The following is a 25,011-nucleotide window of genomic DNA, read 5'->3' as shown; positions in this document are numbered from 1 at the left end:
AGTCCCTACATCGTGCTCGCGCACGCCGATGTCGCAAAAGCGGCGACGGTACAGTAGAGTTACATCGTCCTCGCGAACGCGGGGATCCATAGAACGGTTGCTATGAGCCGATGTTCCATGGGTCCCCGCGTGCGCGAGGACGATGTAGGTAAATGTAGCAATTCTGTAACGCGCGCTACAGTTGCAACAAGTAATATCAAATCCACCAGCGACATCCATTTCCGGGTATCTTTCCTGATATTCAACTCGGAGAACACCCAATGTCACCCAAAAAAATCGCCCTGCTGGCCGCCAGCCTGGCTCTCGCAGCACACGTTCAAGCCCAAACCGTGCCCACCACCGGCACCCTCGTCATTGTCCCCGCCACCGGCGAAGTTACCCACGCCAACGACGAAGCGACAGCGAGCTTCATGGTCGAAGAGCAAGACAAGGACAAGGCCGCCGCCGCCTCGCGCGTCAACCAGAAAATGAAGGAGGGTACCGAACTCGTCCGCAAGGAAGACCCGCAAGCCGTCCTCAAGACCATGGGTTACTACACTTACCCCGTCTACCCCGAAGACCGTCCGGTTCCCGTCGACGGCGTGGCTGTCAAAAAACCGCGCCTGCCCACCAGCTGGCGCGTTGGCCAATATCTGGAAGTAAAAACGAGCAACATCGCCGGCCTGCCGAAAATGACGTCCTCCGTCCAGAAAACACTGGCCCTGAACGGCATCGGCTTTGGCCTGTCCCCGGCCACCACCAAAAAGCTCGATGACCAGCGCATCAAGGTCACGTACCAGAACTTGAATGAACGCATTGCCTCGATCGCTGCCGCCATGGGCCGCAAGGTCAGCGACGCCGTGGTCGAGACGATCGACTTTGAAGGCTCTGGCAACTACACCGGCGACGCCCAGGCGGGCAGCGCAGCGGCACCAAGACTGATGCGCTCGCAGGCGATGAATGAGCAGCAAGTGGCCGAGCCAAGCTTCGAGCCGGGCGACACCACGCTGCAAATGCGCCTGGTGGGCAAGGTAAAGTTCAAATAGCAACCATCACGGGGGAGGGGCACGTTCAAGCAAGCATACCGATTCGCTAAGTAGCCGGTCCGCCCACTATAATAAGTGGGCTCGCCCGCTCGCCCTGTCCGGGCGCGACCGCGCGATGCCCCCAACACTTGAAACGGACACTTATGGCCTCCTTCCCCCGCCGCAGAAAGAGCGGCAACCAGCCGAAAGCGAAAACCGGGAACATCTCGCGTTTCACCCGCTTTAAAAGCATTGGCCGGCGCAAGATCGACGCCGACGGCAATCCCGTGCGCGCGCGCGGCATTTACCTGCTGCCCAACGCGTTCACCACGGCGGCGCTGTTCTGCGGCTTTTACGCCATCGTTCAGGCCATGAATTTGCGCTTCGAACTGGCCGCCTGGGCCATCTTCGTGGCCATGGTGCTTGATGGGCTCGATGGCCGCGTCGCGCGCCTGACCAATACCCAGTCCGAATTTGGCGCCCAGTACGACAGCCTGTCCGACATGGTCAGCTTTGGCGCTGCACCGGCGCTGGTGATCTACGAATGGTCGCTGCGCACGCTGCCGGGCAAATGGGGCTGGATCGCCGCCTTTGTTTACTGCTCGTGCGCCGCGCTGCGCCTGGCGCGCTTCAACACCAATATTGAAGTCGTCGACAAGCGCTTCTTTCAGGGTTTGCCCAGCCCGGCCGCCGCGGCCATGGTGGCCGGCTTCATCCTGATCGTCACCGACCTTGGCTACAGCCCGATCCTGCTGCGCTGGTTCGCCTTTGGCATCACGCTGTTCGCGGGCCTGTCGATGGTGACCAATGTGCCGTTCTACAGCTTCAAGGAGGTCAACCTGCGCAAATCGGTGCCGTTCATCGTCGTGTTTCTGATCGTCCTGGGCCTGGCGCTGGTGTCGATCGACCCGCCCAAGGTGTTGACCGCCATTTTTGTTTTATATGGTTTGTCCGGTTACGGCGTGTTCCTGTGGCGCCTTGCAAAAGGCAAGCCGGTGAGCATCGTGCAAACCGACGACGATCTACTCGACCCGAGCGAGCGCCGCTGACCGACGCCGGGTCGGCGTGGCGGTGCCTGCATTTCACTTCTTGACAACTGGAGAAGCCATGATTGACCCGAACCGCCTGATCATTTTCGACACCACCCTGCGCGACGGCGAGCAGTCGCCCGGCGCCTCCATGACCAGGGATGAAAAAGTGCGCATCGCGCGCCAGCTCGAGCGCATGCGCGTGGACGTCATCGAGGCGGGCTTCGCGGCCGCTTCGCCGGGCGACTTCGAGGCGATCCGCGCGATCGCCGCCGTCATCAAAGATTCCACCGTCTGCTCGCTCTCGCGTGCCAACGAGCGCGACATCGCGCGCGCTGCCGAGGCGCTGCAGATGGCCGCGCGCAAGCGCATCCACACCTTCATCGCCACTTCGCCCCTGCACATGAAAATGAAGCTGCGCATGGAGCCTGAACAGGTTTATGAGCAGGCGCTTGCGGCCATCCGCTGCGCGCGCCAGTACACCGACGACATCGAATTTTCACCCGAAGACGGCAGCCGCTCCGACCAAGACTTCCTGTGCCGCGTGCTCGAAGGCGTGATCGCCGAAGGCGCCACCACTATCAACTTTCCCGACACCGTCGGCTACGCGGTGCCCGAGGTTTTCGGCGCCACCATCAAGCGCCTGCGCGAACGCATTCCCAATTCGGACAAGGCGGTCTGGTCGGTCCACTGCCACAACGACCTGGGACTGGCCGTGGCCAACTCGCTGGCCGGCGTGATGATCGGCGGTGCGCGCCAGATCGAGTGCACCATCAATGGCCTGGGCGAGCGCGCCGGCAACACCGCGCTCGAGGAAGTTGTCATGGCGCTGCGCACCCGCAGCGACTACTTCGGCCTGCAGCTGGGCATCGACACCACGCAGATCGTGGCGGCCTCGAAAATGGTCTCGCAGATCACCGGTTTTGCCGTGCAGCCGAACAAGGCGGTGGTAGGCGCCAACGCCTTTGCGCATGCCTCGGGCATTCACCAGGACGGCATCCTCAAGGCGCGCGAAACTTACGAGATCATGCGCGCCGAAGATGTGGGCTGGGCCGCCAACAAGATCGTGCTCGGCAAGCTGTCCGGCCGCAATGCCTTCAAGGCGCGCCTGGAGGAACTGGGCATTGCGCTGGCGTCCGAAGGGGAAGTGAACGCCGCCTTTGCCCGCTTCAAGGAGCTGGCCGACCGCAAGAGCGAGATTTTCGACGAGGACATCTCGGCCCTGGTGTCCGAGGAAGACCACGCGCACGAGGGCGAGTATTACCGCTTTGTGTCGATGTCGCAGCGCTCCGAAACCGGCGAGACGCCCAGCGCCAAAGTGGTGTTCGCCATCGACGACAAGGAATTTACCTGCGAAGGCGAGGGTGATGGCCCAGTCGACGCCACCGTCAACGCCATTGAAAAGGAAGCGGCCAGCGGCGCCGAGCTGGTGCTGTTTTCGATCAACGCCATCAGCAACGGCACTCAGTCGCAGGGCGAAGTGACGATGCGCTTGTCGCGTTCCGGGCGCATCGTCAACGGCGTGGGCTCGGACCCGGACATCATCGTGGCCTCGGCCAAGGCGTACCTGTCGGGGCTGAACAAGTTGCACTCGAAGGTCGAGCGCGTCAATCCGCAGCATTAGGACCTCTTGGCCGCGCTCAATCATGCGTACAGCTATAGCGCGCCTTCGCAGCTAAGCGACGACGGCCGGCCGCAACTGCAGCTGGCCACGTCCAGCGCCGCTGGCCTGCATCCGCATTTTTTTGAAGGCCAGTTGACGTCGCCGCGCCTCTCGGCGGAACTGCTAAGCGCAGTGCACCTGATCGTCGGGTCGCGCTTTTTTGTGCCCGCCAATACGCTGGCGCGTCTGCTTGCCCTGGCCGATCCGGTGGTTACCGCCGGCGGGGGCGTGCTGCGCTTCGAAGGCTTTTCCGGCTGCTGCAGCGCGTATATTCGGGTTGACATGCTGCCCGGCGCGTATGACGGCGACGTCGTCGCCAAAGGCACCACCAACGTCGACTTCAACGCCCCGATGCGCGCGGCGCTGGCCCGGGTGCGCGATGCCGACGGGCTGGCCCTGTCGGTGGGCCGCGACGCGCTGCGCCTGCGTTCGGGCGAGAGCGATATGGTGGAGAAGAAAGTCGCCTTGCCGCTGCGCTGGATACGTGGAATGCTCGAGGTGCAGTCCTACCAGGCGTCGATGCGCAAGCGGATCGACGCGGGCGGTATTGAAGCGCTGCGCTTTTTTCGCACATTACCCAAGGCGTCCACCAGCAAAACACCGCTCTGGGTCCTGGCCGGGCCGGGCGGCCTGCGCACCACGGCGCGGCCCGATGCAAATGGCGTACGCGTGGCCGATACGTCGCGCCTGCGCGTGCTTGAACTGCTGCTGCCGAAAGCGAAAAGCTTGACCGTGTATGCCGACGATGCCCAGCAGGCCAGCGCCTGGGTGCTGGACTTTGGCCACATGCGCCTGTCGCTGGTGCTCTCGGCCGAAACCTGGCGCGGCTTTTCCGGCGAAGGCCAGGCGCTGCGCGCGCTGATGAGCGCGGGTAATGATGGCGCCGTTGCCAGCGTCCGCGCGCAGCTGCAGTGGCAGGCCAGCCTGGACGCGCAAGAGCTGGCGCGCACGTTGTCGCTCGAGAAAACGCAGGTGGAAGACGCGCTGCGCGTGCTGGGCGTCTCTGGCCTTGCCGGATTCGACGTCACGCAAGGCCAGTACTTTCATCGGGTGCTGCCGTTCGACCTCTCGCTGATCGAGGACATGCATCCCCGCATGGCGCTCGCCCGCGTCCTGCTTGCCGAAGGCGCCGTCAGCGTGGAGCGCGCCGCCCCGTTTAAAGCGTCGGTGCGCAGCGGCGGTGTGCTGCACCGGGTGCGCGAAGTGGAGGGCGAACTGGCTTGCACCTGTCCATGGTTTGGAAAATACCAGGGCGCGCGCGGGCCTTGCAAGCATGTACTGGCGGCAGAAGCGCTGCGCTCCGAACTACCCTCAGGCCGCCCCAAGGGAACCACATGAAGAACGAGAGCGTTTTCCAGGCCCACTGCGTGCTCGAAGCGTCCATCCGCAGCGGCGACTTCGACGCCGTCATTGCGGCATTGCGGCAGATGACGGCTCAGGACCGCGAGGCGCACGCCGCAACGCTCAAGCATCTGGAAAGCCGTCTGCAGGCTGGCCGTTGGGAGCGGGACGGCAAGGCAGCATCCTGGTGGGGCACGCAAGTAAGCCAGGAACATTTGTCGGCTGCCGGCGCCGCACTGTTTTTTTGCGGCGGCAGCCTTGAACGGAGCGAACACTGGCAATACCAGGATACGCTATATCCGCACCTTGACCTGCTCGAAGCGGCGGCCTTGCGCGGCCTCGCCACGGAGCTGGTGAGCAGCCGCCCTGTGTACTTTACCGTCGCCCAGCGTTTGGTGTGCGACGGCTTGTCCGACCGGCCTGGCAACGACGCCTACATCCTTGGCTTGATGGCACTTCCACAGCTCAAGAAGGGCGCACCGTCGATCTTCGCGGCGATCGACGCCGACCCCGCACTGCTGGACGGCCACTTGCTGCGCCTCTTCGACGTAGAAGGCACCAGCGACTTGAATATGTCTGGTGTGGAGAAATATTCGTTTGGCAATAGCTGGACGTTCGCATTGCTGCAGCTGGCAAAGGAGGGCAGGCTCGACCGGACCGAGCTGCTTGATCGCTGCATCGGTACGCTCGAGAAAGACTGGCCACAATTTCGCAGCGGCTGGTTCTCGCGCTTTCACGAACAGTTGGCGCCGACGCTCGATCAAATGACCGGCTTGTCCGCGCGCTATCTGGCCCTGTGCCACAGCCGCATTCCCCCCACCGTCGCCCTGGCGCTCAATGCAGTGGGCGCGCTGGTCAAGGCAGGGCGCGTCGGGTGCGACGATGTGCTCGACGCCCTGGTTCCCGTCATGTCGTCGGCCGTCAAAGGACAGGTCGATGCGGCACTCAAGCTGCTCGACGCGGTGGTCAAGAATGATCCTGCGACCGCACACCGCGCCGCTGCGCTGGCCCAGCGCGCGCTCGCGCACGAGGCGGGCGAGGTGCACAAAAAGGTGATCGCTCGCATCGCGGCATGGGGGTGCGACGAGGCGACGCCCTCCGACCTGGCAGCCATGCTGCCGCATGTTTCGGCACTGCACCGCCCTGCGCTGGCCATGCTGGTCGGTGTGGCAGCTCCAGCAAGCTACCAGCTGCCCAGCGTCGATACGCACCTGCCCATCGGCGTGCTGGCGCCGCTGGATCCATCGCGCAAGCTTGTCCCGCTCAACGCTATAGACGAACTGGTGCAAACCATCGCCTATGTTTTCGAAAACGAAGCGGCCATCGACGACTTCGAGCGCGCGCTGGAAGCTCTGGCGCGCCTGGCGCCTGCGCTCAAGAGCGCGCAAGAGCGATTCCTGCCCGTGTTAAAGCGCGGGTTGAAGATGCTCGCTGCAGACCGTGACGTGGCCGGCGCACTGGCGCGCATGCTGGGGGCCGTGTTTGACGCAACGCTCTCTTTTGCCGCGCTCGACACGCGCTCCTCGAACGGCGACCTGAAGCGCCGCATGGCGGACCTGACCGTGTTCGTCACCCGGCACGGCGGACTGGCTCCCTTGTCGAGCGCGACGCACCAGCGCGGCTTCATCGATCCGCTGGTGCTGTGCGAGCGTATCGAAGCCCACGCGCGGGCGGGCGCCGTGTCAATCCTCGACGAACAGGTGCGCGCACTGCTGCGCTTGCCCGCGGGGCAAGGAGCGCAGGCGCTCCCGCGTTTGCAGGCGCTTGCGCAAACGCCGTTCGTGCAGGCGTGCCGCTATGCATTGGGAGATGATGTGGACATGGGCGACGAGCCGGCGCTGTTTCAGGCCGCCGCCCGGATTCGCCAGCCGGACCAGGATGATGCGCGCGTGCTGCTCGCCTTTGGCGACTTGGGGCCGGACGGCGCCATCGCCGCCCGCTATGCCTGGTCGGTCGCTGCGTGGGCCGGGCCCCCGCCGGTCCCGTACATCGTCCTTGACGTGCAGCCGGCAGCGAGCAACCCGGACCCCAGCCTGATCGCGATTCGCCGCCATGGCATTGGCGACTGCCGCTATTTCAGCTGGGGCGAGAGCAACCTGCTGTATGCCGCTTCGGTGCTGCCTTCCAGCCTGGAAGCTTTTTTCGCCGACGGCGCGTACCGGATCGGCCGCAACATCGACTGGTTGGAGGCGCGCTGGCACGACAAGGCTTACCTCACGCCGCTGATGGATCCCACGGTTCCCGTTACGCCAAGCGCCGTCAAGATGATCGCGCTGGCGCTTGGGGCAAAAGAGGCGGGGCAGCTTGCAGTGGCAGTCGACGCCTTCGTGGCCGTGCTGCTCGAGGAGCGCGCCGATGCGACGCAGATCGCGCAGGAGATGCGCTGGACCTTGCTGTCCTTGATCGGGAAAAGCGCGCGTTATGCCAAGAGCCTTGCCAGCGCCGCGCGCGCGCATCCCTCGATGCCGCAGCGTGTCATTGGCATGCTGTGCGTGGTGCTGGACATGGGCGACGTTACGCCCCCGAAGGACACGGGTGCTTTGCTGGAACTGCTGCTTGAGTTATCCGTGAGCAGTGCCCTTGAACTGCCGGCGGGCGCGCGTTCCCGGATTGCGCTGTTGAAACTGACGGGCAAGGGCAAGGCGGCGCAGAAGGAACTGCTGGCGCGCTTTCCGTGATCAGGCGCGAATGTTGATCAGCATGCCGATGCGATCATCGGCTGCCTGCACGACCTTGGCCGACAGCTTGAAGCCCACTTCGTACATCATTGAACTGGTCAGCGACGCGGCAATATCGGTGCCGCCTTCGGCGGCCGCCATGCCGCGTCCTTCGGCTGACAGCGTCACGCCGCCGTTCGGACCCGATTCCTTGAATGCTGCCTGCTGGGGCTGGAAGTTGGCCGTATTCATGTTGGCGACGTTGCGCGCTTCCACATCCAGCGCCTGCTGGTTGGCAATCATGCCGGATAAGCCGGCGCCCAGTGCGGAGATACTCATGATGTTATTTCCATAAAGCAATACAAACAGTGTACACCGATCCCCTGTGCACGGCGCGCGATTCGCGGCAAGGCTGAAGGAAAAGCGTGATTGTGTCGTTTCCGGCACTGCCTGGCGGCGCTCCTACCACTGCTGCGCCTTGGCCGGCTCCTCGTGCTCCGGGCAGATCGTCATCTTCGGCGCGCTGTTGCGGGTGGCCTGATCCCTGCCGTCGGGCGAATGCGCCGATTCATACGTCATGCAATAGGTGCCGTACGCCGTAACGACGCGGTAGCGCTTGCGCCCATATTGACCCGGGTCGATCAGCTCCTTGACCTTGGCCTGCTCATACCACCTGGGCGGCGCCAGTTCGTTTGCCAGCGCAATGCCTTTTTCGAGCCGTGATTGCGCCGTGTCGACCGGCTTCTTGATGTGCTGCTCCGGAAACTCCTTCTTGATTTCCCGGTCGATCTTGCCGATATCGCGGCGCGCCTGCTGCATCATCTCGTACGCGCTTTTTCCGGACGGCGCCTGCACCGTGGCCGGGCCAGGCGCCGCCTCCTGTGAAGCCGGCGCCGGCTTCGCCAGGACTGGCGTCACAAGCGTCAGCTGCGGCGCTACAGTCTTTTTGTGCACCACGGGTGCGACCCTGGCAACGGGCGGCATGACGGCCACGGCAGCGCCCGGCCGCACATCGATCCACTGAATCGTCGCGGCCGGTGCCCCGTCGGCGTCGACCCTGACCTGGCTTGTCAACAGCCAGCACAGCGCCAGTGCAATATGCACCGCAATGGTCGCCGCCACCCCGATGAGGCGATGGCCGGACGCGACGTGGACGGGCGATTTGCGCATCGCCGGGAGTATAAAGTGGGTGTTGTGCGGGCAGGCCCGGCAATAAAAAGGAGCGCCGGGCGGCACCTTGGGGGCCGCGTGGCGCTCCTTCGTGCCCGGCGCTATGGTTTAGCTGGACTTGGCCTTGTCCGCGCAGGCTGAATGCATCATCAGACGGGCCGCTTCGTCATTGCCGCGAAACAGCGACAAGCCGAAACCGAATTTTGTCATTCCGCTCGGGAAAAAGCGGCCTTCGCCCGGCCGGTCCGGAACCGTCCGGCTGCCCGCGCCGAATTTGCCGTAGCGGCGGGTGAGCAGCTTGGTGACCGCGGCGCGCTCGTCATTCGACACGGCCGACGGGAATTCGCGCGTGATCGTCGTCACCGTCCACGCTTGCCGAGTCGGGTCGGTCAGGTTCGGCGTGAGGCTGATGCCCACCCGCGTCGGGGTGTCGCCGTTGGCGTTGTAAAAGCCGGTCAGTTCATTGGTCTGGCAAGCGGCCGTAACGCGCCCGAGCGCAGGCAGCGCCGACGCATCGAAAATGCGGTCGTGCAGGAAAGGCGCGGCGTCGCCCGCCGCCGGATACGTCATCGACAGCACGCGCAAGTCATCTTCAGTCAGTTTTTTATCGGACGTTAGCTGCACCTTGTTGTTGACCTTGTACGAGCCCTGGGCCGGCGTCCATTGGATCTTGGACAGCTCCGCGATGCCGTCGCCGACGCACAGCTCGGCGACACAGGGCAATCCATTTTTTTCCAGGGCCTGGCCCATGCTGATTGCATGAACACCAACGAGGGTTAACGCAACAGCAATGACTTTAAATGACATGGTGACTTTCCGGGTTCGTTGAGATGGGCGCTACGTTTTTTGCGGTGTCGTTGCCGCGCACGCCACTTGATTTAACGTGAAGATTTCGGGCGTGTCAATATAACCAGCGAGCGGGTGCTCGGAAACTGTTGGTTATTGCGCAGAAGATTATCAATCGCGAAATAGTCGTTTTTCTTCGTACATCGGGTCTGGTCCGTTTTGCATCATGCGTACGATGCCGCCGCGGTCGAAGTGCACGTGCATCATCGAATTCCACACGCCGCTTTCCTTGTAACGGTAAGACCACACTTCCAGGTCGGGCAGCGCCAGGTAAGAGCGTTCCGCCGGACGGCCCAGCGTGTGCAGCACGTCCGCCTTGGTGGCGACGCCGATTTTGATCGTGGCAAATATTTCGCCAGTGAGAACCTGCTCGAAACTGGCCAGGCGGCCGTCCGGCCCCATGCGCGCCATCCAGGTCGCCTGGCCAAAGGGACCGGTCGCGTATTCGAGTACTTGTCCGGATGGGGCAGGGTAGCGCGCCGTCGGCTGGCCGAACTTGGCAGTGACGACGGCCAGGCTGTCGCCAATGGCCGGCGGGGTGCGCAGCATGCCGGCGCAGCCGGCCAGCGTACAGGCCGCTGCCAGCAAGGTCAATTTGGCTACCATGTGCATAAAGACCACCTCGCGTACGGCGAAAAGCCGCTAAAACACCATTCTGCACCAGTCAAATGCAGCGCGCACTGGCGACACGGAGGGTTTTCGCTTATACTTGCCGGTCTGGCCGTTTTGGCCGGTTCATCAATCGAAGTTCACGGTGCGCTGGGTTGCGACTCTTGCACCGCATGTGAAAGGTAAATCATGACCGTAGAAAACATCAACAAAGCAGCGATTATCGCTGACAACGCCCGTGCGCAAAACGACACCGGCTCCCCTGAAGTTCAGGTCGCACTGCTGACCGCGCGCATCAACGAACTGAACGGCCACTTCAAAGCTCACGCTAAAGATCACCACTCCCGCCGTGGTCTGATCATGATGGTCAACCGTCGTAAGAGCCTGCTGTCCTACCTGAAAAGCAAGGACGCTGCCCGTTACCGCGATCTGATCGCCAAACTGGGTCTGCGTAAGTAATTTTTGCAGCCGCACGTTTAACAAGAAATGCCTGCGCAGCTTGCTGTGCAGGCATTTTGCATTTTGCAGTCGAATTATGTTGGAGAGGCAACGAGTGTTGCCTGTGGTGAGGTGAACGACAGCCCCTGAAAATCTGTCGGCAATTAGAAAGGGATTACCCATGTTTAATAAAGTTACGAAAACCTTCCAGTACGGCCAGCATCAAGTGACCCTGGAAACGGGCGAAATCGCACGCCAGGCGTCCGGCGCCGTGATGGTATCGATCGAGGACACCGTCGTTCTGGCGACCGTGGTTGCGCGCAAAGACGCCAAGCCAGGCCAGGACTTCTTCCCGCTGACCGTCGATTATGTCGAGAAAACGTACGCTGCCGGTAAAATCCCGGGCGGTTTCTTCAAGCGCGAAGGCCGTCCATCCGAAAAAGAAACACTTACCAGCCGCCTGATCGATCGTCCGATCCGCCCGCTGTTCCCGGAAGGCTACCTGAACGAAGTCCAGGTCATCATCCACGTTCTGTCGGTCAACCCTGAAATCGATCCGGACATCGCCGCGATGATCGGCGCATCGGCCGCGCTGTGCGTGTCGGGCGTGCCATTTTCGGGCCCTGTGGGCGCAGCGCGCGTCGGCTACGCCAACGGCCAGTACATCCTGAACCCGACCACCACCCAGCTCAAGACATCGCAGATGGACCTGGTTGTTGCCGGTACCGAAACGGCCGTGCTGATGGTGGAATCGGAAGCGGATCAGTTGTCCGAAGAAATCATGCTCGGCGCTGTAGTTTTTGGCCACGACCAGATGAAAGCGGTCATCGACGCCATCCACGACCTGGTGCGCGACGGCGGCAAGCCTGAAGTGCAGTGGGCGCCACCGGCCAAGAACGAGGCGCTCATTGCCCGCGTCAAAGAACTGGCCGACGCCAAGATCAACGAAACCTACCAGATCAAGGACAAGGTCGCCCGTACCGCCAAGCTGAAGGCGACCTTTGCCGACGTGTATGCCGCACTGAAGGAAGACGCCGCCGCCGCCGGTACCACGGCGCCGGACAATGTCGACGTCGGTAACGTCCTGTTCGACATCGAAGCCAAAGTCGTGCGTTCGCAGATCCTGAACGGCGAGCCGCGCATCGATGGCCGCGACACCCGCACCGTGCGTCCGATCGCCATTCGCACCAGCATCCTGCCGCGCACCCACGGTTCGGCGCTGTTTACGCGCGGCGAAACCCAGGCGCTGGTTGTGGCCACGCTGGGCACCGCCCGCGACAGCCAGAAGATCGACGCGCTGATGGGCGAGTACACCGACGACTTCATGATGCATTACAACATGCCTCCGTTCGCCACCGGCGAAACCGGCCGTGTCGGTACGCCAAAGCGCCGCGAAATCGGCCACGGCCGCCTGGCCAAGCGCGCGCTGATCGCAGCGCTGCCCAACCCTGAAGACTTCTCGTACTCGGTGCGCCTGGTGTCCGAAATCACCGAGTCGAACGGTTCCTCGTCGATGGCGTCGGTGTGCGGCGGTTGCCTGGCACTGATGGATGCTGGCGTTCCAATGAAGGCGCACGTGGCCGGCATCGCGATGGGCTTGATCAAGGAAGGCGGCAGGTTCGCCGTGCTGACCGACATCCTGGGCGACGAAGATCACTTGGGCGACATGGACTTCAAGGTAGCCGGTACCCCAACGGGTATCACCGCGCTGCAGATGGACATCAAGATCATGGGCATCACCAAGGAAATCATGCAAGTGGCACTGGCGCAAGCCAAGGAAGCACGCCACCACATCCTCGGTGAAATGCAAAAGGCGATGCCGCACGTGAAGACCGAACTGTCGGACTTCGCACCGCGCCTCATCACCATCAAGATCAACCCTGAGAAAATCCGTGACGTCATCGGCAAGGGCGGCGCAGTCATTCGCGCGCTGACCGAAGAGACGGGCACCCAGATCGACATCAGCGACGAAGGCGTGGTCACGATCGCGTCGGTCGATGCTGCCGCCGGCCAGGAAGCCAAGCGCCGCATTGAAGAGCTGACCGCATCGGTTGAAGTAGGCAAGACCTACGATGGCATCGTGCTCAAGCTGCTCGATTTTGGCGCGATCGTCCAGGTCATGCCAGGCAAAGACGGCCTGCTGCACATCTCGCAGATCGCCAACGAGCGTGTCAATGCCGTGGCCGATTACCTGAAAGAAGGCCAGGCAGTGCGCGTCAAAGTTCTCGAAACTGATGACCGCGGCCGCCTCAAACTGTCGATGAAAGCTGCTGAAGGTAACGAAGCGGCGCCCGCTGCTGTATAATACGTAAATGGCTCCGGCCGACACAACACCGCCGGTGCGCAAGCGCTGGCGGTTTTTTTTTAAGATGTGTTGCAAATGGCAACGATTTACCCCGAGTTTGCGTCGGGGCAAGAGCAGGCGATTTGCCGCTGCCATGATCATCATGCATCTCGCAGCTTTACTGAATTGAACAGGGGAATAGAATGGCAAAAGACGACGTTATCGCAATGGAAGGGCGGGTGCTGGAAAGCCTGCCAAATACAACTTTTAAAGTATCCCTGGAAAACGGCCACGTTGTACTCGGCCACATTTCCGGCAAGATGCGCAAAAATTACATCCGCATCCTGCCAGGGGATAAAGTCAGTGTCGAAATGACGCCTTACGACTTGAGCAAGGCACGGATCGTATTTCGCAGTAAATAGGGCTGTGCGCGCTGTCGCGAGCACCCCGGCGTCAAGCCAGCAAAGACCGCAAGCGCGCAAGCCCTGGCGGTTTTTTCACGCCCGCCACTGGTGAACGGTCGCGCATGGCCGGCCATTTTTTTGCTGCTATATTGTCGCCATGCCTACCCTTGATCCCCGTATCGACGCCTATATCGCAGCGTCCCCTGCGTTTGCGCAGCCGATCCTCACGCACCTGCGCGAAGTGATCCACGCCGCCTGTCCCGACGTTGAAGAGACCATGAAGTGGCGCCGGCCGCATTTCCAGTACAAGGGCATGCTGTGCCAGATGTCGGCGTTTACGGCGCATTGCGCGCTGGGATTCTGGAGGGGGGCGATCCTGTTTCCGGAGTTGGCGGAAAAGGAGTCGATGGGCCACTTTGGGCGCCTTGCCTCGGTCAAAGACCTGCCTTCCAAAAAAGAGCTGACGGCGGTGCTCAAGCGGGCCATGAAGCTCAATGACGAAGGCGTCAAGGCCGCCACCAGGCCCAAGGCGGCGCCCGAGGCGCTGGTGGTGCCGGACGGCTTGGCCACGGCGCTGAAGGCCAACAAGGCCGCACAGAAGGTCTTCAACGCCGGCAGCGCGAGCTTCAAGCGCGAGTACGTGATCTGGATCGACGAGGCCAAGACCGAAGCAACGCGGCTGCGCCGCATGGGCCAGGCGCTGGCGTGGCTGGCCGAGGGCAAGGCGCGCAACTGGAAGTACGAGAAGTGTTAACTGGGTGAGTGATCGCTGCTCGGGTCCGCCGGCCTTTCCACAAGCTGGGACACTTTCGTCAGTCCATCCATGTCGCCTCCGGTGAGGTCATTCGATCATGAAATGGCGCGTGAAGATGCGCGTAGTAGAGACCGTACCCGAAAGACCAGAGGGCCGTAGGGCGGAAAAGCGAAAGCGCATTCCGCCATGCATGAGCTACCGCGACGCATGCCTTGGCGGAATGCGCTAACGCTTTTCCGCCCTACAATGATTTTGTCGGGTCTGCTCCTCCCGGCGTAAAAAAGCCGCCGAACGCGCTCGCGTCGGCGGCTTTTGCCGGGTCAACTATTACTTGTCGCTGACGACAAACTCCCCGACTTCTTTCAACTGCGCCGTGATGGCCGCCGGGTCGCCAACCACGATCACCGACTGGTTCTCAGGCACAAAATACTTTTTGCCCATCTCGCGCACCTGCTCTGGCGTGACCTTCTGGATCATCGGCACAAACTGGCCCAAAAACTCGGGCGGCAGCCCGATCAGCCAATTGCTGGCCAGCGTGCCGGCCACCGCTCTTTGCAACTGATTGCTGAGCAAATAGCCGCCCGCCACGTAGCGCTTGTTCATCACCAACTCGGAAGGCGGCACCAGATCGGTACCAAGCCGGCGGTACTCGTTGAAAAACTCCTTGATCGCCGCGCCCGTCACTTCGTTGCGCACGTCGGCACCGCCCATGATCGCGCCGCCATTGCGGTAGGTGCGCCCGCCTGCCGACGCGCCGTAGGTGTAGCCCTTTTCTTCGCGCAGGCTGGTGTTCAGGCGGCTGCTGAAGCCTCCGCCGATGATGGTGCTGGCCAGGCGCAGTGGCACCAGGTCGGCCCCTGTGGCCGAGATCGCCGGGCTGCCAAGGCGCACCGTCGACTGCACGCTGCCGGCGCGCGCAAGCACCACGCGCACCGGTTTGGCGTTGAGCGAAGCGCCTGGCGTTTCGGGCACGCCCGCGCCTTGCGCTTTCCAGTCGCCAAACGCTGCCGTCGCCATCTTCATGGCTTCGGCTTCGGTCACGCGCCCGGTGATGACGAGCAGCGTGCGGTCGGGGCGAATGCGCCTGGCGTGTTCGGCGCGCAAGTACTGGGGCGTGACGGTGGTGATGGCTTCGGCCGTCGGCATGGTCGAACCGTACGGATGCTCGCCATAGACTGCCTGGCTCAGCGCGCGCTCGGCCCGAAAGCCCGGCTGGGTCTCGGACGCTTTCAAGCCTTCGAGTGCGTTGGCTTTGGCCAGCTCCACTTCATTGGCGGGAAACGAGGGTGTGCGCGTCACCTCGGCCAGCAGCTGCATCATCGCCGCGCCGTTCGAGGCCAGGGACGACGCCTGCACCGAGATGCCGTCGTTGCTGGCGAAGGCAGCGACCGCTCCGCCCATCCCCTGCGCCGCTTCAGCAATGGCGCGCGAATCGCGCTTGGCCGTGCCCTCGTTGAACAGGCCGGCGAGCATGGTTGCAAAACCCGGGTGCTGCTTGTCGTCGGCGGTAAAGCCGGAGCCGCGCACGGCAAGCAGCATGTCAACGCGCGGCAGGCCCTGGCGCGGCACGACCCAGATGGTCATGCCATTGGCCAGCGTCTTTTTGTGGATTTGCGGCGGCGGGATCGGCTTGTCCTTGCCATAGGGCGGCAGAGCAGAGGCAGCGGCTGCAGTGTCGGCCGCGTTGTCGACTGCGTTGTTAGCCGAATACGCGACCGGGGTGAACAGCATGGATACGGCGAGTGTCAGCATCAGTTTTTTCATGGATGCTCTCCTTATTTCGTGGCGGCGGTTGGTGCGGCGGCGGCGGCGGCGGCGACAGGCGCCACTTTCGGGGCCACCTTGCGGTCGATGACGGTGCGGTTGGCGCGGGTCAGGTAGGTTGCAGCAACCCGCTGGATGTCTTGCGACGTGACCGCGTCAATCCAGGCCGGAACCTGGTTGGCGATGTTAGCGTCGCCCCACAGCGACTGCATCGTGGCCAAGGTGTCGGCGCGGCTGATGAACGGTTCGAGCATGTCGTACCAGTCGGCCAGCATGCGCGTTTTCACGCGCTTGAGCGTGGCCGCGTCGACGCCGTTCTTGACGATTTTGGCGATTTCTTCATCCATGGCAGCGAGCATCGCGTCCGCGCTGGTGTTCGGCTTGTAGAGCGCAAAAATAGTAAACAGCGCCGGGCCGTCCACATCCCACGGACTGGCCACCTGGTCCACGTTGAGCGACAGTTCGCGCCCTTTGACCAAGCCCTGGTACAGGATCGAGGCGTCGCCGCTGGCCAGCAAATCGCCCAGCACGGCCATTGGCGGCAGGTCGCGGCTGCCGCGCGCGGGCATGCGCCAGCCCGCTGCAATGGCCGGCACCTGGGCCAGCGCATCCATCTGTTCGATGCGCTTTTCGCCCGTGCCGAGCGGCTCGCTGAAGTCCGACGACGGCGGCGTGGCACGCTTGGCGATGGCGCCGAAGTACTTGGCGGCCAGCGCAAAGCCCTGCTCGGGCGTCACGTCGCCGGCGATCGACAGCACCGCATTGTTGGGGCCATAGTAATCGCGGTGGAAGTTGCGCACGTCGTCCAGGCTGGCGCCTTCCAGGTCCTTGAAGCTACCGTAGCCGTCATGGTTGTTTTCCCACTTCGAGAACGCCAGTTGCGGCATGTCGATCCACATGAAGCCGCCGTACGGCTTGTTCTTGACGTTGACGCGGATTTCTTCCTTGACCACGTCTTGCTGGTTCTTCAGCGTGACGGCATTGAAGTCGAGTGTCTTCATGCGGTCCGCCTCGAGCCACAGGATCGAGTCGAGCGCCGAGACGGGAGCCGCTTCGATGTAGTTGGTGTAGTCCGGATGGGTGGAGCCGTTGTTGTTGCCGCCGCCGCCGGTGATGGTGGTGTCGAACACCCCTTTTTTGGCGTTCGGCGTGCCCTGGAACATCAGGTGTTCGAACAGGTGCGCAAAGCCGGTGCGGTTCTTCGGTTCGAGCCGCATGCCCACGCGGTACACCACGCTCACGCCGATGGTGGGGGAGGTGTGGTCCGGCGAGACGATGACGGTCAAACCATTGTCGAGCTTTTTGACGCTGACCGGGATCTTCCAGTTGTCGGTGGCGGCAAACGCCGACAGCGACAAGGAAAGTGATGCGAGGAGAAACGGAATCTGACGCATATGCATAAATACCTCAAAGATGGCTGACCCGAATTAAGGGCCCGAAAAACAGCGACGCGTTGGCGAAGCATCTTAACGTATGCTGGTTTTTTAGCAAACATTTTTAGCTGAAAGGCCGGCGACCCCTTCAAGCCTTCAGGGCGCCAGGTGCGCCCCGAGCCGCTTGCCCAGGCAAAGCAGGGTAAGCGTTGGCGGCAAGCCCCACGCCTGCGGAATGACCGACGCATCGCAGACATACAGGTTGGCAATCGCCGTGCGCAGGTTGGCGTCCACACCGGCGCCGATGCGCACGCTGCCGCCCGGGTGCGCGGCAAAGTGCCAGCTCTTGAACACGTGTTTGGCGCCGCAGGCGGCCAGCACGGCGCGCGCGAGGTCCACGCCGGCTGCAAGCTTTTTGCGGTCGGTTTCGCGCAAAGTCTTGTCGGCCCAGCGCGGCCCGACGCTGCCGCCGATCTCGTCGCCAATCTTGACCATGATGCTCAAGGTGCGATGGTGCGCGAGCAAGCGGTCGAAGCGGCCCACCGGGGCCGCGAAGCCCTGGTACATCGGTTTGGGCAGCGTCAGGTCGGCCAGCGAAATGCCATCCTGGTCCAGGCGCATGCCGGTTGCCATCGGCACTTCGGCGCCGCCGTCCAGACCTTCCACGCTGCCCATGACGGCCACCACGGGATCGCTGAAAAAGGCGCTGGTGCGCGGCCACAGGCCGGACGCATGCAGCAGGCGCGGGCTGCCCAGGCCACCGCCGGCCAGCACCACAATGTCGCCCAGCGCCGTATGCAGGGCGCCGTTGCGCGTAAATTGCACGCCGGTCACCTTGCCGCCATCGACCATCGCGCGCGTGACCGTGGCCCGGTCGAGCAGCAGCGCGCCGTTGGCGACAGCTTCATCGATGAAGTCGCGCGCGGTCCACTTGGCGCCGAACGGACAGCCATAGACGCAACGCCAGCAGCCGCTGCGGCACATTTGCGGACGAATCATTTTCTCGAGCTTGTGCCACTCCAGTCCCAGCGACCTGGCGCCGGCCATGATGCGCGTGGCCATCGGTCCGACCAGGTTGTCGGGCAAGGGGCCGATCGGCAGCTCGGCGCGCAGCGCGGCCAGCGCCGGGCCAAGGTCGATGCCGTGCGCGGCGAACAGGGCGGCGGGCGGGTCGGCGGCGGTGGCAAAGTTAATCGCGGAACTGCCGCCGGCCGCGATGCCCTGCACCAGCAGCGAGGCGTCGCGATGCACAAAGGCGCCGCGCCCGGGAACGGCGGCGATTGCCGCCATCTGGCCGAGCGTGCCCGTCAGCGGCGCCGCGCTGCCCTGTTCCAGGATCAGCACGCGCTTGCCGCGCAGTGCCAGTTCGCGCGCGACGCTGGCGCCGCCGGGGCCGCTGCCAACGACGATGGCGTCGTGATGGGTGTCGCTGGGCAGGGGCATGGACATGGTCTGTTGTTTCGGCGGGTTCGATCAGCCCACAGTATCGCTTGATCCCGCATTTTCGTCGACTGGGCGGCCAGGAATGCAGTTCGTCGCAAGCCGCTGGAGGGGCAGGGGCAAGGCCGCTATAGTGAACTCATACCCCAACCGCTTTTACAGGAGCACCATCATGAACATCGCAAAAAACATGGAAGCCATCTTCTTCGTCGCCATCGCCTGCATCAGCGCAACCGGCTTTGCCACGGCATCGGCGCCAGCGAGCACCAGCGTTGCCGTCAGCGCGCCGGCCGAAGCGGCCATGCAGGTCGTCACCGTCAGCGCCAAGCGCATGACGGCCGCTGAAAAAGCCGTTGCCGCACAATAAGCTGGAACGCGGCAGCCGTTGCTGGTAGTGTGGTGACCTGGCTAAAAAAACAATCATCGCACGGAGAGACAGATGGGTCAGCTGATGAAGTGGAGCGTTGCAACGCTGCTGGGCGCGTCGTTTGGCGTGGCTGGGGCCGAGGCTGCCACCGAGCTTGCAAGCGAGGTTGCCACAGAAACCCGCAGTCTCGACGCCCGCGTGGTGCGCGTCAAGCTCGATGGCCAGATCGATCTGCGGCTCAAGCAAGGTGCGGCGCCGTCGCTGGTGATCAGCGGCGACAAGAAGCTTCTCGCCGGCACCACCAGTGAACAGCAGGGCGATACGCTCACCATCACCAACGAGGTCAAGGGCTTCAAGCTCGGGCGGCGTGGCCAAGGTCTGCGCGCCGAACTGACCTTGCCGCAACTGCGCGAAGTGTCCACCGACAGTGTTGGCTCGGCCGACGTGAGCGGCTTTTCAGGCGACGAGCTCGAGCTGAACCTGGAAGGCGCCGGTAGCATGAAGGTTAATTGCAGCTACCGCCTCGTGACGGCCACGCTGGGCGGCGTGGGCAGCATGCAGGTCGACGGCGGCAACTACGAAGGGATCGACCTCAATTTGCGCGGCGCCGGTTTCGTCACGCTCAAGGGCAGCAGCAAGTGGCTCAAGGCCAGCCTGGGCGGGCTGGGCAGCATGGATGCCCAGCACCTGCAGGTCGACACCGTCAATCTTGACTTGAGCGGCCTGGGCAGCGCATCGGTCTGGGCGCGCCAGAACGCCAACCTGAATCTGTCGGGCTTGGGTTCCGTGACGGTCTACGGCAAGCCGGTCAACCGCAGCGTGAGCGTGGATGGCCTGGGCAAAGTGAGCTGGAAGTAGACGATGCAACCGACGCAACCGATGCGACCCTTCACCCGATTTTGGTGCGCGCGCGCCCTTGCCGCTGCGCTGTTGGCGCTGTCGGCACTGGGCGCGACTGCCAATGCCGTGGCCGGCTTTGCGGAAGGGGCCGTCGCCTACAATGCCAGGCATTACGCGCGCGCACTTAGTGAGGTCACGCCGCTGGCCAAGGCCGGTCATGCCGACGCGCAGCATTTGCTCGGCTTGATGTATTACATGGGCCGCGGCGTTGCGCGCGACTACAAGCAAGCCATGCTCTGGCACCGCAAGGCGGCCGAGCAGGGCAAGAGCGATGCGCAGTACGTGGTCGGTGCCATGTACTACACCGGCAATGCGGTCGAGGCCAATCCGCGCCAGGCGGTCACGTGGTTCCGGCGCGCGGCCGAGCAAGGCCACGCGGGCGCGCAGCACGCGCTGGCGCTGATGTACCGCTACCATGCGGCCGGCCTGCCGGGAGACAAAGTGCTGGCCTATATGCTGTGGAGCCTGGCCGCCTCAAGCGGCAACGCCAACGCGCTCGAGCAGCGCGCCGCCATTGCCAGGGACATGACGGCCGAACAAATCGAGGAAGCGCTCGCCATGTCGCGCTCGTGGCGCCTCGGCATGCCGCTGCCGACCAGGTCGCGCACGGGCGAGAGCGCCTGATACGCGCTTGCCGTCCCTGAAGTAATCAGCGCGTTGCCACCAGTTGCGTGACGTCATTGACGAGCGTACCCGATACCAGTCGCGGCACCACCATCAGCAGCTCGGCGCCGTGAGGACCGTACGGATCGTCGGCGTTGATCGTGATTTTCAGCTGTTCATTGCGGGCCACGAAAACATACGGCGAGGCGGCGACCAGTGGCGATCTGGGCATGCCGTCAATCGTGACGTACATCCGGTTGCCCCACATGCTCAGCTCCATTTTCTTGCCATTCGACAGGCGATATTGCCCCTTGACCTGGTCGAATTCATCGGCCCACAGGTTGTGCCGCTCCTGCGGTAGTGCGATGTGCACGCGCGGGCTTGAGATGCGTACCTCATCAACGGCGCTTGCCGTCTGCGCCATCGTTCCGGCAGCTGCGCTTGCCAGAAGCATCCCCATCATCAGCTTATTCATTGTTGTCCCCCTCGTCTGTTTTGCCGGTCTTGATGCGCTACCCGGGCTACTTCAAGTATAGGAATCGGGCGCCGATTTGCGAGGTGTTTTTGCGCTGCCGGCGGTGCTGCCCGGGCGCCAATTTGAGCGTTGGCGTAGAATCGACCTTTGATTTTTTGAGGGCTTTTGCCATGCGCGCAATCGAAATAAGCCGGTACGGCGCTCCTGAAGTGCTGCAGTTGTGCGAGCGCCCGATTCCCGAACTCAAAGCCGGGGAAGTGCTGATCAAGGTGCATGCTGCCGGCGTGAACCGGCCCGATGTGCTGCAGCGCCTGGGGCATTATCCCGTTCCTCCTGGCGCCTCGGACTTGCCGGGACTGGAAGTTGCCGGTGAAATCATCGATGGCGACCTGAGCAACAGCGCCTTCAAAAAAGGCGATGTGGTCTGCGCCTTGGTGCAGGGCGGCGGTTATGCGGAGTATTGCGCGGCCCCGTTGCAACAGTGCTTGCTGGTGCCAGCGGGCCTTACGGCGCTCGAGGCGGCCTCGCTGCCCGAGAATTTTTTCACGGTATGGAGCAATGTGTTCGACCGCGCCGGCTTGTCCGGGGACGATACCTTGCTGGTGCAAGGTGGCAGTTCCGGCATTGGCGTGACGGCGATCCAGATGGCTACGGCGCTCGGGCACCGGGTGTTCGCCACCGCCGGCAGCGACGACAAGTGCCGCGCCTGCGAAGCCTTGGGCGCCGAGCGGGCGATCAACTACCGGACTGAGGATTTTGTTGCCGTGGTCAAGGAGTTGACGGCCGGAAAAGGCGTTGACGTCATTCTGGATATGGTCGCCGGCGAGTATGTGGGGCGCGAAATCAATTGCCTGGCCGACGATGGCCGGATTGCCTTGATTGCCTTGCTCGGTGGCGCCATGGCGACCGTGGACCTGGGGCAGGTGCTGCGGCGCAGGCTCAGTATCAGCGGCTCGACGCTGCGCCCGCGGCCGGTGGCGTTCAAGGCGGCCATTGCGCGACGGCTGCAAGAGACCGTGTGGCCGTTGATCGAGGCGGGCAGAATCAAGCCGGTCATTTTCAAGACCTTCCCGCTGGCGCTGGCGAGCGAGGCGCACGCGCTAATGGAAAGCTCGGCGCATGTGGGCAAGATCATGCTGCAGGTCATCTGAGCTATACATCGTCCCGTGCCGCAGCGTGGAGCGTAGGTCGGATAAGCGGATGGCCTGGGCGGCCCTTATCCGACCTACGCCCTGATCGTGGTCTGGATCGTCGATTGCGTTTCCCACCACCGACTTGGTTTGACCATCCCTCAAGGGAGAGTTAAAATAGCGGGTTAATCACATCTGGGCTTCTATGCGCCGCAAACTCGTCGTTGGAAATTGGAAAATGAATGGCAGTCTTGCGTCGAACGCAAGCCTGTTATCCGGCATTTCCGAAGGCCTCGCTGGCACCACCGGCAGCGGCGCCGCGTGCGCCGTGTGCGTCCCCGCCCCGTATCTGGCGCAGTGCCAGGCATTGCTGTCGGGCAGCCAGGTCGGCTATGGCGCGCAAGACGTTTCTTGTCACGCTGCCGGCGCCTTTACCGGCGAAGTGGCGGCGTCAATGCTGGTCGATTTTGCATGCCAGTATGTGATCGTGGGCCACTCCGAGCGGCGTGCCATGCATGCCGAAAGCAGTGCGCTGGTCGCCAAAAAAGCACTCGCTGCGCTGGACGCGGGCCTCACCCCCATCGTCTGCGTCGGCGAAACACTGGCCGAGCGCGAGGCGGAGCAAACCTACGTGGTGGTGCGCAATCAGCTCGAGGCCGTGTTGGCGCTGGTAGGCGACCGTGTGGCGCAGATCGTCGTCGCCTATGAGCCAGTGTGGGCCATTGGCACCGGCAAGACGGCCACGCCCGAGATGGCGCAGGAAGTGCATGCCCGCCTGCGCGCACAGATCGCAGAAAAGAATCCGGTAGAATGCAGCGCCGTGCAGATCCTGTATGGCGGCAGCATGAAACCCGACAACGCCGTGGAACTGATGGCGCAGCCGGACATCGATGGCGGCCTGATCGGTGGGGCAGCGCTGAAAGCGGCGGATTTCCTCGTCATCATCCGCGCCGGAAAATAAAAGAACGTAGTCAAAAGAATTTAGTCACGTACGTGCAGTCTTCAGTGCAGTATTCAATAAGCGCAGTCAAACCTGGAATGGAATAGAAATGAACTCGTTGCAAAATTTGGTTGTTATTGTGCAGGTCGTGTCCGCCCTGGCCATCATCGGTCTGGTGTTGCTCCAGCACGGCAAAGGCGCCGATATGGGCGCAGCCTTCGGTTCGGGCGCTTCGGGCAGCCTGTTCGGTGCGACCGGCTCGTCGAACTTCATGTCCAAGTCGACCGGCGTGGCCGCTGCGATCTTTTTCGCGTCCACCCTGGTGCTGGCCAACTACGCCACCAAGCGCACGGAAGGCGTGAGCGGCGGCATCATGGAAGGTGCCGCCAAGGTGACCGCGCCTGCGCCAGTCACGGGCTCTGCAGCGATCCCGCAAGCGGCGCCAACGGTGCCAGCCGCGCCGCCAGCCGCTGTGACGGTGCCTGCAGCGCCGGTTGCGACGCCAGCGCCGGCAACGCCGGCCGGTCAGGTGCCGAAGTAATTTTTACTGTATAGTTCTACAGCGTTTCAGCAAGTCCGGCCGCGCATGCGGCCAAGCATCAAAAAGAAGTAATGTTTTTAAGTTTTATCCTTGTTATTACGCAAGTATGCATTGAATACAGCACTGTAACAATGTAGAATAGCGGACTTCAATGCCGACGTGGTGAAATTGGTAGACACGCTATCTTGAGGGGGTAGTGGGAGAAATCCTGTGCGAGTTCGAGTCTCGCCGTCGGCACCAAGAATTACAAAGAAGCCAGCAAGGATGCATGAGTATCAAACGCTCATGCCTAAGCTGGCTTTTTTACGAGGATCAGTCTCCTGGATCCTGGTGGTAGGCTTCAAGCCAGGATCGTTAAGACAGGGCGCTGCGCTAGGCAGTGGTTCATTAACCGATCGTTCAACATAGGCTTATTCGTGGACTCTACTACATTCGTCCTCTCGGAATACTTCCCCGTTCTGCTGTTCATCCTGGTCGGCCTGGGCGTCGGCGTGGTGCCCCAGGTCCTGGGTTACCTGCTCGGCCAGCACAAGCCCGACGCGGCAAAACTGTCCCCGTACGAGTGCGGCTTCGAAGCATTCGAAGACGCCCGCATGAAATTCGACGTCCGGTATTACCTGGTCGCGATTCTGTTTATTTTGTTTGATCTGGAAACGGCGTTTTTCTTCCCATGGGGTGTCTCCATGCGTGAACTGGGCTGGTCCGGTTTCGTCACGATGATGGTGTTCATCGCCGAATTCGTGGTCGGTTTTTGGTACATCTGGAAGAAAGGTGCCCTTGATTGGGAATAAGCCATGTCAATTGAAGGCATACTAAACGAAGGTTTTGTCACCACGACGGCCGACAAGCTGATCAACTGGGCGCGCACGGGCTCGATGTTCCCGATGACGTTCGGTCTGGCTTGCTGCGCTGTTGAAATGATGCACACGGGTGCGGCCCGTTACGACATGGACCGCTTCGGCGTCGTGTTCCGTCCGTCGCCGCGCCAGTCCGACGTCATGATCGTCGCCGGCACGCTGTGCAACAAGATGGCCCCCGCACTGCGCAAGGTCTATGACCAGATGCCCGAGCCGCGCTGGGTCATTTCCATGGGTTCGTGCGCCAATGGCGGCGGCTACTATCACTATTCGTACTCGGTAGTGCGCGGTTGCGACCGCATCGTGCCGGTCGACGTCTACGTGCCGGGTTGCCCGCCGACGGCGGAAGCGCTGCTGTACGGTATTTTGCAGCTGCAAAACAAGATCAAGCGCACCAACACCATCGCCCGCTAAGCTGACTGT

The 25,011-nt window shown here is 62.7% G+C and carries 25 protein-coding genes and 1 tRNA gene; 18 read left to right on the top strand and 8 right to left on the bottom strand.

Translation table 11 applies throughout. The annotated features are described in order from the left end of the window. Window positions 1-260 precede the first annotated feature (260 nt). The 5 genes from ACP7D4_RS12060 (at window position 261) to ACP7D4_RS12040 (ending at window position 7,714) form a co-directional block, all read left to right on the top strand. A complete protein-coding gene (locus tag ACP7D4_RS12060; RefSeq protein WP_426209294.1) occupies window positions 261-1,025 on the top strand; it encodes an SIMPL domain-containing protein in 765 nt (254 codons plus the stop codon). A 143-nt stretch (window positions 1,026-1,168) separates the two neighbouring features. Further along, complete coding sequence (gene pssA, locus ACP7D4_RS12055) at window positions 1,169-2,053, top strand: CDP-diacylglycerol--serine O-phosphatidyltransferase (RefSeq protein ID WP_426102624.1); 885 nt, start codon at window positions 1,169-1,171, stop codon at window positions 2,051-2,053. A 58-nt stretch (window positions 2,054-2,111) separates the two neighbouring features. After that, a complete protein-coding gene (locus ACP7D4_RS12050) occupies window positions 2,112-3,656 on the top strand; it encodes a 2-isopropylmalate synthase (protein WP_426209292.1) in 1,545 nt (514 codons plus the stop codon). Window positions 3,657-3,662: 6 nt separating this feature from the next. Continuing rightward, window positions 3,663-5,033, top strand: coding sequence for an SWIM zinc finger family protein (locus ACP7D4_RS12045; protein ID WP_426102628.1), 1,371 nt, complete (start codon window positions 3,663-3,665; stop codon window positions 5,031-5,033). Then, complete coding sequence (locus ACP7D4_RS12040; protein WP_426209291.1) at window positions 5,030-7,714, top strand: DUF6493 family protein; 2,685 nt, start codon at window positions 5,030-5,032, stop codon at window positions 7,712-7,714. Before ACP7D4_RS12045 ends, ACP7D4_RS12040 begins: the two co-directional genes overlap by 4 nt. Here ACP7D4_RS12040 and ACP7D4_RS12035 read toward each other — a convergent pair whose 3' ends face one another. The 4 genes from ACP7D4_RS12035 to ACP7D4_RS12020 form a co-directional block, all read right to left on the bottom strand. Next, complete coding sequence (locus ACP7D4_RS12035; RefSeq protein WP_426102632.1) at window positions 7,715-8,032, bottom strand: flagellar basal body protein; 318 nt, start codon at window positions 8,030-8,032, stop codon at window positions 7,715-7,717. 123 nt (window positions 8,033-8,155) lie between these two features. Then, window positions 8,156-8,863, bottom strand: a complete 708-nt coding sequence (locus ACP7D4_RS12030; protein ID WP_426102634.1) for a hypothetical protein — start codon at window positions 8,861-8,863, stop codon at window positions 8,156-8,158. A gap of 108 nt (window positions 8,864-8,971) precedes the next feature. After that, window positions 8,972-9,670, bottom strand: a complete 699-nt coding sequence (locus ACP7D4_RS12025; protein ID WP_426209289.1) for a hypothetical protein — start codon at window positions 9,668-9,670, stop codon at window positions 8,972-8,974. A 150-nt stretch (window positions 9,671-9,820) separates the two neighbouring features. Continuing rightward, entirely contained in the window at window positions 9,821-10,315 is a 495-nt protein-coding gene (locus tag ACP7D4_RS12020) for a hypothetical protein (protein WP_426209287.1), read from the bottom strand. 192 nt (window positions 10,316-10,507) lie between these two features. On the opposite strand from ACP7D4_RS12020, the gene rpsO reads away from it, so the two are divergent. The 4 genes from rpsO (at window position 10,508) to ACP7D4_RS12000 (ending at window position 14,198) form a co-directional block, all read left to right on the top strand. Further along, window positions 10,508-10,777 carry a 30S ribosomal protein S15 gene (gene rpsO / locus ACP7D4_RS12015; protein ID WP_099789292.1) on the top strand — a complete coding sequence of 90 codons (270 nt, stop codon included), beginning with the start codon at window positions 10,508-10,510 and terminating at the stop codon, window positions 10,775-10,777. 160 nt (window positions 10,778-10,937) lie between these two features. Beyond that, entirely contained in the window at window positions 10,938-13,061 is a 2,124-nt protein-coding gene (pnp, locus tag ACP7D4_RS12010) for a polyribonucleotide nucleotidyltransferase (protein WP_426102640.1), read from the top strand. Between the two features lie 182 nt (window positions 13,062-13,243). Continuing rightward, window positions 13,244-13,462, top strand: coding sequence for a translation initiation factor IF-1 (gene infA, locus ACP7D4_RS12005; RefSeq protein WP_426102642.1), 219 nt, complete (start codon window positions 13,244-13,246; stop codon window positions 13,460-13,462). A gap of 139 nt (window positions 13,463-13,601) precedes the next feature. After that, window positions 13,602-14,198 (top strand): YdeI/OmpD-associated family protein, encoded by a 597-nt coding sequence (locus ACP7D4_RS12000; protein WP_426209286.1) that lies wholly within the window; start codon window positions 13,602-13,604, stop codon window positions 14,196-14,198. 327 nt (window positions 14,199-14,525) lie between these two features. Here ACP7D4_RS12000 and ACP7D4_RS11995 read toward each other — a convergent pair whose 3' ends face one another. From ACP7D4_RS11995 to ACP7D4_RS11985, 3 genes are all read right to left on the bottom strand, one after another. After that, window positions 14,526-15,962, bottom strand: coding sequence for a M16 family metallopeptidase (locus ACP7D4_RS11995; RefSeq protein ID WP_426102646.1), 1,437 nt, complete (start codon window positions 15,960-15,962; stop codon window positions 14,526-14,528). An 11-nt stretch (window positions 15,963-15,973) separates the two neighbouring features. After that, window positions 15,974-17,362, bottom strand: a complete 1,389-nt coding sequence (locus ACP7D4_RS11990; protein ID WP_426209284.1) for a M16 family metallopeptidase — start codon at window positions 17,360-17,362, stop codon at window positions 15,974-15,976. Between the two features lie 129 nt (window positions 17,363-17,491). Further along, the gene (locus tag ACP7D4_RS11985) at window positions 17,492-18,784 is read right to left on the bottom strand and encodes a GMC family oxidoreductase N-terminal domain-containing protein (RefSeq protein WP_426209283.1); all 1,293 of its coding nucleotides are present in this window, start codon (window positions 18,782-18,784) and stop codon (window positions 17,492-17,494) included. 163 nt (window positions 18,785-18,947) lie between these two features. Between ACP7D4_RS11985 and ACP7D4_RS11980 the strand changes: the two genes are divergently transcribed. The 3 genes from ACP7D4_RS11980 (at window position 18,948) to ACP7D4_RS11970 (ending at window position 20,666) form a co-directional block, all read left to right on the top strand. Then, the gene (locus tag ACP7D4_RS11980) at window positions 18,948-19,142 is read left to right on the top strand and encodes a hypothetical protein (RefSeq protein WP_426102652.1); all 195 of its coding nucleotides are present in this window, start codon (window positions 18,948-18,950) and stop codon (window positions 19,140-19,142) included. 72 nt (window positions 19,143-19,214) lie between these two features. Further along, window positions 19,215-20,000, top strand: a complete 786-nt coding sequence (locus ACP7D4_RS11975; RefSeq protein WP_426102654.1) for a GIN domain-containing protein — start codon at window positions 19,215-19,217, stop codon at window positions 19,998-20,000. Window positions 20,001-20,003: 3 nt separating this feature from the next. Then, window positions 20,004-20,666 (top strand): tetratricopeptide repeat protein, encoded by a 663-nt coding sequence (locus ACP7D4_RS11970; protein WP_426102656.1) that lies wholly within the window; start codon window positions 20,004-20,006, stop codon window positions 20,664-20,666. Between the two features lie 25 nt (window positions 20,667-20,691). Here the strand turns inward: ACP7D4_RS11970 and ACP7D4_RS11965 are convergent, their stop codons facing one another. Next, on the bottom strand, window positions 20,692-21,120 hold the full coding sequence (locus tag ACP7D4_RS11965) for a hypothetical protein (RefSeq protein WP_426209281.1): 429 nt from the start codon (window positions 21,118-21,120) through the stop codon (window positions 20,692-20,694). A 170-nt stretch (window positions 21,121-21,290) separates the two neighbouring features. Here ACP7D4_RS11965 and ACP7D4_RS11960 point away from each other — a divergent pair, with 170 nt between their 5' ends. The 6 genes from ACP7D4_RS11960 to ACP7D4_RS11935 all read left to right on the top strand — a co-directional run bounded on the left by ACP7D4_RS11960 (window position 21,291) and on the right by ACP7D4_RS11935 (window position 25,002). After that, window positions 21,291-22,271: an NAD(P)H-quinone oxidoreductase gene (locus ACP7D4_RS11960; RefSeq protein ID WP_426209280.1), complete on the top strand. Its 981-nt coding sequence runs from the start codon at window positions 21,291-21,293 to the stop codon at window positions 22,269-22,271. Window positions 22,272-22,455: 184 nt separating this feature from the next. After that, a complete protein-coding gene (gene tpiA / locus ACP7D4_RS11955) occupies window positions 22,456-23,211 on the top strand; it encodes a triose-phosphate isomerase (RefSeq protein WP_426209278.1) in 756 nt (251 codons plus the stop codon). Window positions 23,212-23,299: 88 nt separating this feature from the next. After that, window positions 23,300-23,731 (top strand): preprotein translocase subunit SecG, encoded by a 432-nt coding sequence (gene secG, locus ACP7D4_RS11950; protein WP_426102664.1) that lies wholly within the window; start codon window positions 23,300-23,302, stop codon window positions 23,729-23,731. Window positions 23,732-23,884: 153 nt separating this feature from the next. After that, window positions 23,885-23,971: transfer RNA gene (locus tag ACP7D4_RS11945), tRNA-Leu, on the top strand. Between the two features lie 176 nt (window positions 23,972-24,147). Next, on the top strand, window positions 24,148-24,522 hold the full coding sequence (locus ACP7D4_RS11940; RefSeq protein ID WP_426102666.1) for an NADH-quinone oxidoreductase subunit A: 375 nt from the start codon (window positions 24,148-24,150) through the stop codon (window positions 24,520-24,522). Between the two features lie 3 nt (window positions 24,523-24,525). After that, entirely contained in the window at window positions 24,526-25,002 is a 477-nt protein-coding gene (locus ACP7D4_RS11935; protein WP_426102668.1) for a NuoB/complex I 20 kDa subunit family protein, read from the top strand. The last annotated feature ends 9 nt before the right edge of the window (window positions 25,003-25,011 follow it).

This window comes from Massilia sp. TWP1-3-3 (assembly GCF_049897805.1).
Taxonomy (GTDB): Bacteria; Pseudomonadota; Gammaproteobacteria; order Burkholderiales; family Burkholderiaceae_D; genus Telluria_A.
The sequence above is the reverse complement of the archived record's forward strand: the minus strand, read 5'-3'. Positions and strand labels throughout refer to the sequence as shown.

What these genes read in the sequence shown, in the direction of transcription:
- tpiA (WP_426209278.1), top strand. Translation starts at nt 22,456, where the DNA reads ATGCGCCGCAAACTCGTCGTTGGAAATTGGAAAATGAATGGCAGTCTT.
- ACP7D4_RS11980 (WP_426102652.1), top strand. Translation starts at nt 18,948, where the DNA reads ATGAACATCGCAAAAAACATGGAAGCCATCTTCTTCGTCGCCATCGCC.
- ACP7D4_RS12000 (WP_426209286.1), top strand. Translation starts at nt 13,602, where the DNA reads ATGCCTACCCTTGATCCCCGTATCGACGCCTATATCGCAGCGTCCCCT.
- ACP7D4_RS11965 (WP_426209281.1), bottom strand. Translation starts at nt 21,120, where the DNA reads ATGAATAAGCTGATGATGGGGATGCTTCTGGCAAGCGCAGCTGCCGGA.
- ACP7D4_RS11975 (WP_426102654.1), top strand. Translation starts at nt 19,215, where the DNA reads ATGGGTCAGCTGATGAAGTGGAGCGTTGCAACGCTGCTGGGCGCGTCG.
- ACP7D4_RS12060 (WP_426209294.1), top strand. Translation starts at nt 261, where the DNA reads ATGTCACCCAAAAAAATCGCCCTGCTGGCCGCCAGCCTGGCTCTCGCA.
- ACP7D4_RS12025 (WP_426209289.1), bottom strand. Translation starts at nt 9,670, where the DNA reads ATGTCATTTAAAGTCATTGCTGTTGCGTTAACCCTCGTTGGTGTTCAT.
- pnp (WP_426102640.1), top strand. Translation starts at nt 10,938, where the DNA reads ATGTTTAATAAAGTTACGAAAACCTTCCAGTACGGCCAGCATCAAGTG.
- ACP7D4_RS11960 (WP_426209280.1), top strand. Translation starts at nt 21,291, where the DNA reads ATGCGCGCAATCGAAATAAGCCGGTACGGCGCTCCTGAAGTGCTGCAG.
- ACP7D4_RS11970 (WP_426102656.1), top strand. Translation starts at nt 20,004, where the DNA reads ATGCAACCGACGCAACCGATGCGACCCTTCACCCGATTTTGGTGCGCG.
- ACP7D4_RS11985 (WP_426209283.1), bottom strand. Translation starts at nt 18,784, where the DNA reads ATGTCCATGCCCCTGCCCAGCGACACCCATCACGACGCCATCGTCGTT.
- ACP7D4_RS12020 (WP_426209287.1), bottom strand. Translation starts at nt 10,315, where the DNA reads ATGGTAGCCAAATTGACCTTGCTGGCAGCGGCCTGTACGCTGGCCGGC.
- ACP7D4_RS11995 (WP_426102646.1), bottom strand. Translation starts at nt 15,962, where the DNA reads ATGAAAAAACTGATGCTGACACTCGCCGTATCCATGCTGTTCACCCCG.
- ACP7D4_RS11990 (WP_426209284.1), bottom strand. Translation starts at nt 17,362, where the DNA reads ATGCATATGCGTCAGATTCCGTTTCTCCTCGCATCACTTTCCTTGTCG.
- ACP7D4_RS12030 (WP_426102634.1), bottom strand. Translation starts at nt 8,863, where the DNA reads ATGCGCAAATCGCCCGTCCACGTCGCGTCCGGCCATCGCCTCATCGGG.
- ACP7D4_RS12035 (WP_426102632.1), bottom strand. Translation starts at nt 8,032, where the DNA reads ATGAGTATCTCCGCACTGGGCGCCGGCTTATCCGGCATGATTGCCAAC.
- secG (WP_426102664.1), top strand. Translation starts at nt 23,300, where the DNA reads ATGAACTCGTTGCAAAATTTGGTTGTTATTGTGCAGGTCGTGTCCGCC.
- ACP7D4_RS11935 (WP_426102668.1), top strand. Translation starts at nt 24,526, where the DNA reads ATGTCAATTGAAGGCATACTAAACGAAGGTTTTGTCACCACGACGGCC.
- ACP7D4_RS12040 (WP_426209291.1), top strand. Translation starts at nt 5,030, where the DNA reads ATGAAGAACGAGAGCGTTTTCCAGGCCCACTGCGTGCTCGAAGCGTCC.
- ACP7D4_RS12050 (WP_426209292.1), top strand. Translation starts at nt 2,112, where the DNA reads ATGATTGACCCGAACCGCCTGATCATTTTCGACACCACCCTGCGCGAC.
- rpsO (WP_099789292.1), top strand. Translation starts at nt 10,508, where the DNA reads ATGACCGTAGAAAACATCAACAAAGCAGCGATTATCGCTGACAACGCC.
- infA (WP_426102642.1), top strand. Translation starts at nt 13,244, where the DNA reads ATGGCAAAAGACGACGTTATCGCAATGGAAGGGCGGGTGCTGGAAAGC.
- pssA (WP_426102624.1), top strand. Translation starts at nt 1,169, where the DNA reads ATGGCCTCCTTCCCCCGCCGCAGAAAGAGCGGCAACCAGCCGAAAGCG.